This is a genomic window from Runella salmonicolor (assembly GCF_024158025.1).
Classification (GTDB): domain Bacteria; phylum Bacteroidota; class Bacteroidia; order Cytophagales; family Spirosomataceae; genus Runella; species Runella salmonicolor.
On sequence record NZ_JAMZEL010000007.1, the window covers coordinates 69,003 to 83,559 of the forward strand.

The 14,557-nt window shown below is 46.3% G+C and carries 8 protein-coding genes; 4 read left to right on the top strand and 4 right to left on the bottom strand.

The features are described 5' to 3' along the window. Window positions 1–20 precede the first annotated feature (20 nt). From NCI00_RS17040 to NCI00_RS17055, 4 genes are read left to right on the top strand one after another with little or no spacing between them, the layout of a single operon-like run. Window positions 21–749, top strand: coding sequence for a hypothetical protein (locus tag NCI00_RS17040; RefSeq protein WP_253529480.1), 729 nt, complete (start codon window positions 21–23; stop codon window positions 747–749). Continuing rightward, window positions 746–3,517 carry a TonB-dependent receptor gene (locus NCI00_RS17045; protein ID WP_253529483.1) on the top strand — a complete coding sequence of 924 codons (2,772 nt, stop codon included), beginning with the start codon at window positions 746–748 and terminating at the stop codon, window positions 3,515–3,517. The genes NCI00_RS17040 and NCI00_RS17045 overlap by 4 nt, the downstream gene beginning before the upstream one ends. A gap of 21 nt (window positions 3,518–3,538) precedes the next feature. Then, window positions 3,539–4,657, top strand: a complete 1,119-nt coding sequence (locus NCI00_RS17050; RefSeq protein WP_253529486.1) for a DUF4249 domain-containing protein — start codon at window positions 3,539–3,541, stop codon at window positions 4,655–4,657. Window positions 4,658–4,685: 28 nt separating this feature from the next. Beyond that, entirely contained in the window at window positions 4,686–7,079 is a 2,394-nt protein-coding gene (locus tag NCI00_RS17055) for a hypothetical protein (RefSeq protein ID WP_253529489.1), read from the top strand. A gap of 153 nt (window positions 7,080–7,232) precedes the next feature. Here NCI00_RS17055 and NCI00_RS17060 read toward each other — a convergent pair whose 3' ends face one another. The 4 genes from NCI00_RS17060 to NCI00_RS17075 form a co-directional block, all read right to left on the bottom strand. After that, window positions 7,233–8,492, bottom strand: coding sequence for a dipeptidase (locus tag NCI00_RS17060; RefSeq protein ID WP_253529492.1), 1,260 nt, complete (start codon window positions 8,490–8,492; stop codon window positions 7,233–7,235). Between the two features lie 105 nt (window positions 8,493–8,597). Further along, on the bottom strand, window positions 8,598–10,058 hold the full coding sequence (locus NCI00_RS17065; RefSeq protein ID WP_253529495.1) for a SusD/RagB family nutrient-binding outer membrane lipoprotein: 1,461 nt from the start codon (window positions 10,056–10,058) through the stop codon (window positions 8,598–8,600). Between the two features lie 83 nt (window positions 10,059–10,141). Next, entirely contained in the window at window positions 10,142–13,243 is a 3,102-nt protein-coding gene (locus tag NCI00_RS17070) for a SusC/RagA family TonB-linked outer membrane protein (protein ID WP_253529497.1), read from the bottom strand. Window positions 13,244–13,730: 487 nt separating this feature from the next. After that, window positions 13,731–14,465 carry a Bax inhibitor-1/YccA family protein gene (locus NCI00_RS17075; protein WP_253529498.1) on the bottom strand — a complete coding sequence of 245 codons (735 nt, stop codon included), beginning with the start codon at window positions 14,463–14,465 and terminating at the stop codon, window positions 13,731–13,733. Window positions 14,466–14,557: the final 92 nt, after the last annotated feature.

Below are 14,557 nucleotides of genomic sequence, written 5' to 3' on the forward strand. Positions count from 1 at the left end.
AACTGCATTATTCACACCACATGCAAAAATCTTTATTCCTTCTTACCGCCTCTCTTTGGATAAGTTTGTTGGGTCGAGGTCAAGGCGCAGATACAAGCACCGTTGCTAAAAATGCGGCAAACGCACCATTGGCCCTTTATCAAGCGGCAACGATTTATTCGCCCCATTTATACAACGGCCCCCGCTATCATATTTATGACAGCCGCTCAAAAGAGCACCAGTTTTTTCAGGTCGAAGATTGGCAAAAAGGCTCCGTGCACTACGACGGGCAGTTGTTTGAGAATGTTTCCCTGCTTTATGACATTGTAAAAGGCTACGTAGTGGCCCGGCATCCAGAACGCTCGGGACTGGTGCAGTTGCAAAGCGAACGAATCCGCCATTTTTCGGTCGCTGAAAATCATTTTATCAGAATAGAGAAAAATGAAGAAAAAGGGATAGAAGTACCTACGGGGTTTTATCAGCTCTTGTACGACGGAGAAACGCAAGTGCTTGCCCGGCGCATAAAAGAACGACAAGAGCAGATTGAGAACAATAAAGTCACGGTTTATTTTCCTCCAAAAAACTTTTTTTACATCAAAAAAGACGGAGTATATCACCTCATTCGCTCCAAAAAAGCCGCCCTCAATCTCTACAACGACCGTAAAATTGCGCTCCGAAAAGCGCTCCGTGAAGACCGAATCAATTTCCGAAAAGCCCGTGAACAGGCGCTGGTACAGATGGCCACTCAGTATGATAAGCTACGCCCATGAAACACTCTTTACTCTTTACAACCCTCCTTTTCACGCTCACATTTTCCGCTTTGTTGGCCCAAACAAAGGCAGAAAAACGTCTAACCGTGGATTTAAACGAGGCGCGGTTTGGCCAATTTGTCAAAGAAGCCGAAGCACAAACTGGACACTATTTTTACTACGATGCCTCGCAGCTCGACAGCCTCAAAATCACCCTGCAAGCCAAAGACCAAACGTTGGTATCGGTGTTGGTTCAGGTATTTAAAGACACCGAGTTTAAGTTTTCAATTGATAACCAACAACGGGTGTTTGTGACGTCGGGGCAACCAATCATTACGCAACTCTCCGACGACTTGTTTAACTTGAATACGCCCAACAAAGAGTCGGAGCAAAACCAATACGTAGCGCCCACTTCAGAAGAACAAGACAAACTGCTATCGACCGCCGAGAGCAAACTGTACAATATCGGCGCCCAACGACAACGCATCACTGAAGGCAAATCGACGGTTTCGGGCTACGTCCGGAATGCCGTGACGGGCGAGCCTGTCATCGGCGCGGCGGTCTATATTGAATCGCCTTCAGTGGGGGTTTCTACCGACGCACTAGGGTTATTTTCGCTGACCATTCCGCGCGGAAAGCAAACGCTGAAAATCAAAAGCATTGGAATGCGTGATACCTACCGGCGCATTGTGTTGTATGGCGACGGCAAGCTAGACATCGAAATGCAGGAAAGCGTGACGGCCTTGAAAGAAGTTTCTATCACCGCAGGCCGCGATGTCAACATCGCAGGAACTCAGATGGGGCAGGTGAAGCTCAACATCAAAACCATGAAACAGGTACCGACGGCGTTTGGCGAAACCGATTTGCTACGCACCGTGCTTACTTTGCCCGGCGTAAAAGCGGTCAGCGAAAGTAGCGTAGGGCTCAACGTTCGCGGGGGATCCACCGACCAAAACCTCATTCTTTTCAACGACGCCGTGGTCTACAATCCTTCGCATTTGTTTGGGTTCTTTTCCGCCTTCAACCCCGACGTGATTAAGGAAGTAGAACTCTACAAAAGTACCATCCCGTCCAAATACGGTGGGCGGCTTTCGTCGGTATTGGAAATCAATAGCCGCGACGGCAACAAGAAAAAATTCGTCGGCTCTGGCGGTATCGGCCTCCTGACGGGGCGTTTTGCCATCGAGGGGCCGATTATAAAGGAGAAAAGTTCGTTCATTCTGGCCGGACGCTCTACGTATTCTAATTGGGTGCTCAAAAAATTGGAGAATGCTTCGTTTAGTCAAAGTACGGCCTCTTTTTATGACGTAAACCTCCACGTTAACCACGAAATAAACGAAAAAAACAGCCTTTCGCTGATGGGTTATTTGAGTAAAGATAAGTTCCGCTTTTTTGGCGACACGGCCTATTCGTACCAAAATCAATTGGCTTCGTTGAAATGGAAACATACGTTTAATCCTAAGTTTTACAGCGTTTTTACGACTGCCTACAGCCGCTATCAATACGACATCGGCAGCCAACGTGTACCCACCGCCGCGTTTGATTTAAAATTTGACATCAGCCAATCCACCGCCAAAGCCGACTTTACGTATTTCTTGCACCGTCAGCATACGTTGGATTTTGGGGTCAACACGGTTTATTACAAACTATACCCTGGCTCGTTGCGGCCATCACATCCCGAGTCGCTGCTGATTCCAGACGTGATGGAATCCGAGCAAGCCATCGAAAGTGCCGTGTACCTAGAAGACCGATTTGACGTAAATGCCCGACTTTCTTTGAGCGGCGGGATTCGTTTTTCGTTGTTCAATTACCTTGGCCCCAAAACAGTCTACACCTATACGCCCGGCCTCCCGATTGAAAAGATTTACAGCGACGGTAGCCAAACCTATACCGCAGGCCAAAACATCAAAACCTACCAAGGACCCGAATACCGGGTTTCGGCGCGGTATTTGGTTAATAACAGTACTTCGGTCAAAGTCAGTTACAACACCACGCGTCAGTACATTCATTTGCTGACAAACACGATGGTGATGTCACCGACCGACATCTGGAAATTGAGTGATTCGTACATTAAACCGCAACTGGGCAGTCAATTGGCCGCAGGTGTGTACCGCAATTTGCGGGGCAACAAATTGGAACTTTCGGTCGAAGCCTATTATAAAAACATTCAGAATTTTCTGGACTACAAAGGCGGAGACTCGCTTATTCTGAACCATCGTGTTGAAACCGCCGTGATTTCAACCACGGGAAAAGCCTACGGAATCGAAGTGATGCTGAAAAAACTAACGGGAAAGCTCAACGGTTGGGTAAGCTATACATACGCCCGCTCACTGTTGCGCGCCAACGACCGCACCTCTTCCGACGCGCCCAACAAGGGCAATTATTATCCGAGCAATTACGACAAACCGCACGATTTTACGCTGGTCAGCAATTATAAGTTTTCGCACCGGTTCAGTCTTTCGTTCAATTTTACCTACAGCAGCGGCCGACCTTATACCCCGCCCATCGGCAAATACATTTTGGAAGGCGTGCCGCGTATTTACTACGCCGACCGCAACCAATTCAGAATTCCTGATTACTACCGCGTTGATTTCTCGATGAATATTGAAGGAAATCACAAAATCAAAAAGCTGGCGCACAGCTCTTGGACCTTTGCCATCTTCAACGTGTTGGGCCGTAAAAATCCCTCTTCCGTTTATTTTAGAAGTCAAAACGGCGTCGTAAAAGGCTACATGCTGTCCATTTTTGGGCAACCGATTCCGACCGTTACGTACAATTTTAGATTTTAGCCCACATCGTTATTGATACTTATGAAAACCCTCTTATCTCTTATCGCAGTGGTTGTCAGTCTGGTGATGTTGAACGGCTGTGTTTTGCCATTTACCCCACCTGAAGTTACGGCGGCCGACCGTTTTTTGGTCATCGATGGATTTCTGAACACGGGCGGCAAAGACAGCAGCCGCATTACGTTGACCTACACCCAATTGGTGTCCAATAAAAACTCCTTCACGCCCGAGCTACGCGCCCAAGTGATTGTGGAGGGCGACAAAGGCAGCACTTTTCTCTTTACCGAAATCGGCAAAGGGCTTTATCGATTGGCTCCCAGAACTTTTAACCTCAATGAAAATTTTCGAATCAGGGTTAAAACTACGGGTAAAAAAGAATTCCTTTCTGACTTTACAACGCCTAAACAAACGCCGCCGATTGATAGCATTACGTACAAAATAGCGGCCGACCGAAGCTCGCTCCAAATCAATATCAACACCCACGATCCACTAAACAAAACGCGTTTTTATCGCTGGAAATTTGAAGAAACTTGGGAGTACAACATGCCACTTTATTCGCTTTTTGAAATAAAAAACAATGCCATCATTGACCGCGTTCAAAACATTAATACCTGCTGGCGTACCGAAACTCCTTCCACAATTTTGCTTGGCTCTACCATCAAACTCACCCAAGATGTGATTCGGGATGCGCCCATCACCTACATTCCCGCCTCGTCGGGCAAGTTGCTCGTCAAATATAGCATCATCGTTAAGCAATTCGGATTGACGCAGGAAGGCTATGAATATTGGAACGCCCTCGCCAAAACCACCGAAACAACAGGCGGATTATTTGACTCACAGCCGTCTCAAATCACTGGAAACATTAAATGCACCACCAACTCACAGGAGCTTGTTTTCGGTTTTTTTAGCGCAGGCGTACCGCAAGAAAAACGCATTTTTTTGTCGCCCGCTCTGGGGAGACCTCAGTCGTGCCAACCACTCGATACCCTGAGCATTGCTGATGCCATCAAAGCCCAAAGCTTTCTACTTACGGAATACTGGGCCGACGGTGCCCGGGTTCCTGAGTACATCACTGGTGACCCTGGCTGCGGAGATTGTCGCACCAAGGGCGGAAATACCACCCGTCCAAGTTTTTGGCCATAATGTTGTCATGATAAATTTCCCCGCCTCCATGAATCCATTTTCATTCTTAAAAAAAACAGCACTTTGGATGAGTCTTTTGACTCCCACCCTTGGCGTTGGACAAAGCAAATCATTATCTCAGCGGCTTGTTCAACATAACCAACAGGCCGTGCAGGAAAAAGTGTTTGTCCACCTCGACCGACCGCTGTATTTGGTAGGCGAAACGATATGGTTTAAGACTTTTTGTCTGGATGCTTCGTTGCATACTCCGTTGGATATGAGCAAAGTAGCCTATCTGGAAGTACTCGACCGCGACCATAACCCTGTGTTACAAACAAAAATTGCATTGGACGGCGGCAAAGGTTTCGGCTCGGTTTTTATTCCGCCTTTTATCGCAAGTGGGCAGTATTCGGTGCGTAGTTATACCCACTGGATGAAAAATTTTAGTCCCGATTTCTATTTTGAAACCACCATCAGCATCGTTAATCCGTTCAGCAAACCTAGCCTTTCGTCCCCTTCGAAACCCACGCTGGCTTACGATTTGCAGTTGTTTCCCGAAGGTGGGAATCTGGTACAGGGGCTGGAAAGCAATGTAGCCTTTCGGGCCGTGGGTCAAGATGGCAAAGGCATAAAATTCAAGGGAAGTATCGTCAATCAACAAAATGATACGGTTGCTCATTTTGAACCTTTGAAGTTCGGAATCGGCACTTTTTCCTTTACGCCCAAAGAAGGCGAAGCCTACCGAGTACTGCTCTATGATGCAAAAAGACAATGGTTTACGTATACTCTACCAACCGTCAAAACGCAGGGCTATGTGATGCAGGTCAAAGAATCGACGTTGGCGCTGGAAGTCACAGTTTCGGCACCTACCCAAACTAGCGCTTCGGAAGTTTACCTCTTGGCGCATACCAAATCTGTTCCTAAAGTGACAGAAAAGAAGGCTCTTACCAGTGGCAAAGCCACCTTTACGCTTCCTAAAAACACCTTAGGAGACGGCATTACGGCCATTACGATTTTTGACGCAAACCAAAAACCCGTTTGCGAGCGACTTTATTTTAAGCGCCCCACGCAATCCCTCATGCTGACGGCCCAAACCGATAAAAAGCAGTACAATACCCGCGAAAAAATCAATCTTGAACTCACGTCTTCCCTCAAGTCAAACACGCCCACCGTGGCCGATTTGTCGGTTTCAGTGTTTTTGGCAGACTCCCTCCCCACCGAAGACCCGCTCCTGATTGATACGTACCTGGCCCTGACCTCCGACCTGAAAGGAACCGTTGAGTCGCCCTCCTATTATTTTATAAATTCAGGACAGGAAGTTGACCAAGCTCTTGATAACCTGATGATTACCCACGGATGGCGTCGGTTCAACTGGGAAGATATTGATAAGAAAGCAATCTATAACTACCTCCCTGAGCACGGTGGACATTTTATTTCAGGCAAGGTTGTACATGCCCAAACGGGCTTACCCGCCCCGTATGTTGCCACGTATCTTGCCGCCCCAAGCAAGCGACCTCAACTGTTTGTATCGCGCAGCGACACCGCTGGTCGGATTTCGTATGAAGTGAAACACTTTTTCGGGCCAAAAGAAATCATTGTCCAAACCAACACCCAGTACGACAGCACCTACCGCATCGAAATCAATAGTCCTTTTTCCGATAAAATCTCGTCGTATTCGCTCCCTCCGTTTGCTTTTGATGCTGGTTGGAAAAACCACTTGCTGACCAGAAGCATCAATATGCAGGCTCAAAACGCGTTTTTGCCCAAATCTGCTCTGCAAACCACAACGGGAGAAACCGACACGCTGGCTTTTTACGGCGTCCCCGACGAGAAGTATTTCCTAGATGCTTTTACCCGTTTTCCGACGGTAGAAGAGGTTTTGCGGGAATATGTACCAGGTGTGGGCGTTCGCAAACGTCGCGGCAAATTCTACTTTTTAGTCTTTGATAAACTGCAACCAAGCGTTTTTTTTGAAGAAGACCCACTCATGCTGGTTGACGGCGTGCCCGTATTTGATACCGACAAAATCATGGCGTTTGACCCGCTAAAAATCAAAAAACTGGAAGTAATTAGTGGGCTTTATTACTTAGGCCCAATGGCGTTTTCGGGCATTGTGAGCTTTTCTACCTATAAAGGAGATTTGGCGGGCTTTCCGCTCGACCCACGGGCCTTGGTGCAGTCGTACGAAGGCGTTCAGGGGAAAAAAACATTTTATGCGCCCGTCTATGACACCCCCGAACAACTGAAAAGCCGCACGCCTGATTTCAGGAATCTATTGTTTTGGGCACCGCAGGTCATCACAGATGCTCAGGGTAAGCAATCGCTCAATTTCTATTCATCCGACCAACCAGGTACGTACAAAGCAGTCATTCAGGGTATAACTGAAAATGGTTTAGCAGGCAGTAAAACGCTTACATTTGAGATAAAAAAATCGTCATTGTGAGACATTTTAAGCTTAACACAATGAGATGAGACTTGCCAAGTGTTGAGCCAAATTCCATAAAAAAGAGTCGGGCAAGTGCTCGACTCTTTTCGTTTCAGATTGTTGTGAGTGTAAATTAACGGTTAAAGGTATCAGATTTTAATCAGTTTATGCTTATTTGAGACTTAATTCGCGCGTTTTTCCTTTTTCAACGGCCTTCATCACGCGAAAGAAATTACCACTCCAGATTTTTTCAATGTCTTTTTTAGAATAGCCCCGGCGCACCAATTCGATGGTCATGTTTTCGTATTGGCTTACATCAAAGCAATCTGCCAACGCGCCGCCGCCGTCAAAATCGGCCCCCATACCCACGTGGTCAATGCCGATTAGCTTCACGATGTGATCAATGTGATCAATGGCGTCTTTGACAGTAGCCAACTGAATCGGGTATTTTTTATTCAATTCCATAAAATCAGCCCGCGCTTTTTGTTGCTCCGCCTCTGGCAGCGTCATCATTCCCCGACGGTCTTTGATGCTATATTTTGCGTACAATTCTTTCAGCGCACCTTCTCTTTCGGGGCTTGGCGGAATGGTCTTGATATAATCGCTCAGCAAGTTTAATTGAATCACCCCGCCATTTTTAGCCAAAGCTTTGAGCATATCGTCGGTGAGGTTACGTGGGTGATTGCAGATGGCCTTTGCCCCCGAATGTGTTGCCACAACAGGCACTTTTGACTGCCGAATCACGTCATAAAACGTAGAGTCTGACACATGCGACACGTCGATAATCATACCCAAACGGTTCATTTCTTTGACCACTTGCTCTCCCAATGGGCTTAAACCTTGGTATTCGGCGCCTTTGGGGTCAGTGGAAGAATCGCAAATATCGTTGTTGCTTGAATGGCAAAGCGTCATGTAGCGCGCACCCAAATCATAAAATTTCTGCAACATTGGTAAATCATGGCCCATGGCGTAGCCATTTTCTACCCCGATAAAAATCACCCGTTTGCCTGTTTTTCCAATGCGGTAGGCATCTTCGGGCGTGGTGGCGAGTTCGGCCAATTCGCTCGTTTGTTTCAACGTGGTATTGACCGCATCAAAAATCCCCAAAGCGCGTTTTTTGGCCGCTTCGTGCGCTTCGGGCGTACGCGGTCCTTGTCCTAAATAGACAGCAAAAAAAATAGCATCCAATCCGCCGCGTTTCATGCGCGGATAGTCTACTTTGCTGTTGGTGGTGCGGGCGTCGTTGTCTTTGGTAATGTCAAACCCACCGCGAGAGAGCAACATAGGCGTGTCGGCGTGGGTATCTACGGTAAAAGCTTTCTCGTGAATTTTCTTCGCTTTTTTCAGCAAGGCGGCATCGTCTTGCGCTGTCATCGACAACGCCGTGAGCGCAAAACAGGAAATGAGTGTAGACCGAAGCGTGGTTTTCATTAGCATGATTGGTATAGTATAACGATTTATTACAAAAACCTAAACAACAAGGCTTTACCCATGAAACTCCACAGCTAAAGCCTTGTTGTTGAATAAGGAGTTAAGTTATTTTGCAATCCAGAGCTTCAACTTCATGTCGTTTGCTCCTCCTTGCTGCTTAAGCGCAGCACTAAAGTTAGTGTAGTTCAACGACTCCTCAGAACCTGGGTACGGCAAACGCGTTGGAATCACACCTCCGTTTACGTTAATAACCGCAGGCTTCAAAGCAGGAATTCCCGTGCGACGAAACTCCGTCCAAGATTCAATTCCTTGTCCAAACAAAGCAATCCATTTTTGTTCCATGATTTGCGTATACCCGTCTGCGCCCGTTTTCAACGCATTGGCCGCCAAATAATCAGCCCCAACCGTCAGTTTATACTGCGTATGCGAAGCCGTAATGGCATTGGTATAATTGGCCGCGACATCGCCCGCCGCCGCAATTCCTTTGTAAGCCATTTCGGCTTTGATAAACAGTAATTCTGAGTAACTCAAGATAACACCCGGAGCGGTGGCACTCACAAAATAAGCGCCTACTTTAGAGGTTTTAGAAAGGCCTAACGCGTTGGCATCGGCATTGGAAAGGCCATTCGGAACGCCTTTATAATCACCACCATCGGCGGGCCTGTCGGCATACACGCCCAAACGTACATCTTTCATGGCCGCCAATTTATTCACAATTGTAGCACTCACGCGGTGGTCGTCGCGGGTTTTTCGGTTTTGATTGATGGGGTTGTTATTGTTGGTGGCATCCAAATAATTAAGTTGAATGTTGTCGGCATTAGATTCAATGACTGGGTATTTGGTGGGGTCACCCAAGATACGGGCGATTTCGGTTTTTACGTCCATTGCGGCATCGGCTTTACTTAGCATCCGGTTAAGCAGCCGCAAACTCAACGAATTAGCAAATTTCTTCCAGCGAGTCAGGTTATTGGCAAAAAGAATATCGCCCGCAATGGCTTTGGATTTGTCGACGGCGTCAATCATGTCATTGGCCACTTTCAACTCCTTGATGATACCTGCGTATACTTCCTTTTGGGTATCGTATTTGGGTTGTAAAACACCTTCTAATCCTTGAAGTGACTGCGTATAAGGAATATCTCCGTAAATATCGGTCAACAACGAATAAACCCAAGAGCGCATAATCATGGCTACTGCCTGATAGTTAGGATTTTTTGTATCAACGCCTAGTTTATAAATCCGCTGATAATCGGGCAACGCCTCCACGTGGAAGGTTTGCCAAGCGTTGCTGTACACATCGCTGGAAATCGAATACTGGTCGATGTCGGTGTATTGGATACGCGCCCAATATTGGGGAATCAAATTGCCAATATCCATTCCCAACGACCCGCCCCAATAGGCATCAACGGCACTTTGGATACCGTGCGGCAAAAACAAGTCGGCTGTGGCCACCGAAGGCGCATTGGGGTTGGTATTGATTTCATCAAATTTATCCGTACACGCCGTAACGCTGAGCATCAGTGCGGCCGTGAGGGCTTTATAGCGAAAAGAGTGAAATATATTTTTCATGTGAATGTTCATTTTGAGATTTATTAGAACGGAATTAACAAGACTTGGAAAGTTTGTAGACTTTCCAAGTCTGAAACAACTCGTTACAGATTAAAACTGATGTTGAAGCCAACGCTGCGGGTGGTTGGAACCTGTCCGTTCTCAATTCCTTGAAGGTTTCCATCGTTATAAAAACTGGTTTCGGGGTCGATATGCGGCACATTGCTGTGCAACAAAAGTAAGTTTCTACCCACCACCGAGAGCGAAATATCACGGAATGGGAGTTTTTTAAACACCTGACCACTAATCACATAAGTCAGTTTTACTTCTCTCAGTTTCACAAAACTTCCGTCAAAAATGGTTCCTTCGTTGTTGGTCAGCGCGTAGTATTTGTGGTGCCATTCTTCCGAAGAAATCCGCGTGGTATTGGGTACGAATACTGGCTCCGTAGCAGTTCCCGTGTTTACAACTCCCTCTCCAACAATACCTCCTTCACGGCCCAGTACCGTTTCGGCCAATACACCCGTATAGCGGCCGATGTTTACCGATTGCGAGAAAATATCTCCGCCCTGTTTGACATCAATCAGGGTACTCAAAGAAACATTTTTGTAAGTGAAAGTATTCTGGAAACCACCAATCCACTTAGGGGTGAAATTCCCCAAAATGCGACGGGTAGGATTTAAGGTAGGATAACCGCTCTTATCGTAAATGATATTTCCGCTTGGATCACGAGCAAAACCTTGCCCAAAGAAAGTTCCGTATGGCTGTCCTACCCGCGCTTCGATGCTCATTCCCCGCACCGTTCCTAAAGTATAGGTAGTCAAGCCTTCGGCCAATTCAATGACTTTATTCTGATTACGCGCCCAGTTGACCGCAATGTCCCACTGAAACGGCCCCGCTTTTACAGGAGTGGCGCTCAGTTGAATCTCAATACCTTTGTTTTGCAATTTACCCGCGTTCAAAAGTTTAGAATTGAAGCCCGTCGATTGCGAAATATTTACGTCAAGAATCTGGTTGAAAGATTGTTTGTCATAGTAAGTTACGTCCAATCCAACACGGTTACGCCACAGTTTTACCTCTGCACCAATCTCATACGAATTGGTCAACTCTGGCTTTAAATTTGCGTTCAACATGGCGTTGTTTTCCGACAATGAAGGTGTGCTGCCCCACGGGTTTTCGTACTTGTATGCCTGAATCAAACGGTAAGCATCGGTGTCGTTTCCTACGCGGGCTATCCCCGCCCGTACTTTGGCAAATGATAATACCGTAGACTTGATATTAAACATATCGGTCAATACCGCACTCAACGACCCCGAAGGATAAAAGTACGAACGGTTATCGGAAGGCAAGGCACTCGACCAGTCGTTACGAGCCGTTAAATCCAAAAAGAGGTAATTTCTAAAACCGATGTTGGCGGCCGCGTATACGCTGTTTACTTGTTTTTCGGTAAACGAGTTTTCGGCAACTTTGGCTTGGCGCGAGTTACCCAAGTTCCACACACGAGGAATTGCCAACTCCGTAGCACCCATGTAGTTGCGTTGATAATAATTGCTTCGGTGGTTGGCACCAAAGTTGGCGGCTACGTCAAACTCACCGAATTTATGCGTAGCGGTCAACAGAACGTCAGAGTTAGATTCGCGAATAAAAATTTGCTCTTCGTTGTAGCTATCGTACTGTTTAGAGCCGTTGAGGTTATCAATCCGCGCGGCATTTTTGGTTTTACGACGGTCAATGTATACGTCGGTTCCTGAGCGTGCCGTCAGCGTCAGCCAATCGTTAAATTTATACGTAGCGGCTAAGTTGCCATACACGCGGTCACGCTTGTTGTATTTGGTACTCAGGTTCAACACATAATACGGGTTGGTCCAGTAGTTGTAGTTCCAGTTGTATTGATAAATGCTGCCCAGTGCCTGATAATTCTGCAATTTTTCCATGTCCACCTGACGGCCGAACCAGATAAAATAAAGGCCCCAGTTCGTACGATTGTCGCTACCATCTACTACGTAGTTACCCGTTGCCCGAATGCTCAATTTTTTGGTCAGATTCCAACCCGCGTTCAGCGATACCGTGCGGCGCTTGTAGTCGGTGTTGGGCAAAATCCCCGTTTGGTTCAAGTCAGTATATGAAAGACGAAAATCACCTTTTTCGTTTCCACCCGTAATGGCAATGTTGTTGGTGAAAGTCTTACCTGTTTGGAAGAATTGATTGACGTTGTCAGGATGCGGAATAAAAGGCGTTGGAGTACGAGTACCGTCGGCGGCAATCGGCGAGTCAAATTGCGGCAAAAGTCGGCCGTCCATTTTTGGGCCCCAGCTTTCATCTACACCGTCGTTTACTCCTTTTCCCGTTCCATCCACAAATGAGAACAGGCCTTTGTTGCCTTGTCCATATTCATTTTGCCACTCAGGCAAACGGAAAGGGCTGTCAAATGCGGTGTTTGAATTGACCGAAACACCAATGCCTTTCGAGCCTTTACCGCTTTTGGTCGTAATCAAAATAACGCCATTCGCCCCTCGTGAGCCGTATAAAGCCGCCGCGCTTGGCCCTTTCAGAACGCTTACGTTTTCAATGTCGTCGGGGTTGATAGATGCCGCGCCATTGCCGTAGTCTACGCCCGTTCCTGAGCCATAGTTACCATTATCAATAGGAATCCCATCAACCACAAACAAAGGCTGGTTGTTGCTCCCGATCGAACTTGCGCCCCGAATCAGAATCCGAGAAGAAGCACCCGGCGCGCCGTTGGAGCCAGTGACCTGCACCCCAGCGATTTTCCCCGAAAGCGCATTTACGAAGTTGGTGGTACGCGCTTGCGTCATTTGTTTGCCACTTACTTCCTGAACCGAATAGCCCAAGGCTTTTTTCTCGCGGGTAATTCCCAAAGCGGTTACGACAACTTCACTCAGAATAGAGGCATCTTCATCCAACGAAATATCAAAAGTTGTTTGATTGCCCGTAGCAATTTCTTGCGGCTTGTAGCCGATAAACGAAACGACCAAAACGGCGTTAGGAGGGCCCGATATGGAGAAATCTCCCGTTGAATTTGCGCTCGTTCCGCGGTCGGAACCTTTGATGACGATACTGGCGCCGGGTAGGCTTGAACCGTCTTTGGAAAGGACACGGCCTTTCAACAGTCGATCTTGGGCATAGCTCGCTAAAGAGACAAGCATAGAGGCCACTAAACAGGTTGTGGTAAAAAACTTCCTCATGGTTAATGGATATTAAGTTATTGGGCAATATTTGTATTTTTCCAATTTAAACAGCACATTTCTTTTCAGATTTATGCCATTGAATATTCTTAATAGTTTGCGGCCATTTTCGAATAAAACTTAATTTTAAAGAGCGAGGAGCTTTTCTTACTTGGCAGTAATAAAGATGCAATTTTAGATTTATTGCACCTTTATTCCAAATATTATTTTAAATAAATTTATTTATACAAAATAATAAACTTTTTATTTTCAAAAATACCTAATTAAACTACTTAAATATTTTAGCTCAAATACTTATTATTTTGTTTAAAACTTATTTACTTTTTATTAAACAACAAAAAATATAATTATTCCTATAATTTCTCACAAATGCACGTATATACCTCAATGTAGCCGCTACATTTAAAAAAATCAGACGCCACCAAAAAAAAGACGCCAGACAGTTACGTCCGACGTCTTTGAAAAAAGGGAATTAAAATATGTTTCTTTAATCGCGGCTAGAAAGCTTAGCTAATAATCTCAGTACTTCGATGTACAGCCATACAATGGTCACAATCATGCCGAAAGCACAATACCATTCCATGTATTTGGGAGCACCGTGTTCGGCTCCTTGCTCAATCATGTCGAGGTCCAATACTAAATTAAAAGCGGCTAAACCCACCACAAAAAGCGAAAAGCCAATACCAAACCAACCATTGTCGTAGATAAGGGGCATTTCAATACTGAACATCCGCAATACCATTGCGACCAAATAAAAGATGGCAACTCCTGCCGTAGCCGCCAAGATAGTCCGCTTAAATGTAGGCGTGGCGCGAATCACACCCGCTTTGTACAAACCAACCATTCCTGCCAATATCGCAAACGTGAGCAACACCGCCGATAGGCCAATGCCTGGATACATACTTTCAAAAACAAGCGTAGTTGCACCCACAAAAACCCCTTCCACTACTGCATACAAGGGAGCAAGCGTTGGGGCCAGGTGTTGTTTAAAAGCCAGAATTAACGCTATCACAAAGCCCGCAATGGCTCCGCCAATGGCCAAAGGCATAATCAATGCTGGATTGGAAGCAAACAAAAACCAGCTGCCCAACGCGAAGGCGAGTACAAGCGCCCCCATCAGGATGATTTTATTGACGGTACCCTGTACGGTCATTGGGCCCTGCCCAACACCTTCCCGCGCGGCTTTTATAAATGATTTTTCCGATAAGGTTGGATTTGCCATGTGATGTAGGAGATTTTAGGTTTTTCAACTGATTTTACAGAATAATAAACGCAAAATGCCATATAAAATTCAAAAAGTCAAGGCAAAATCCT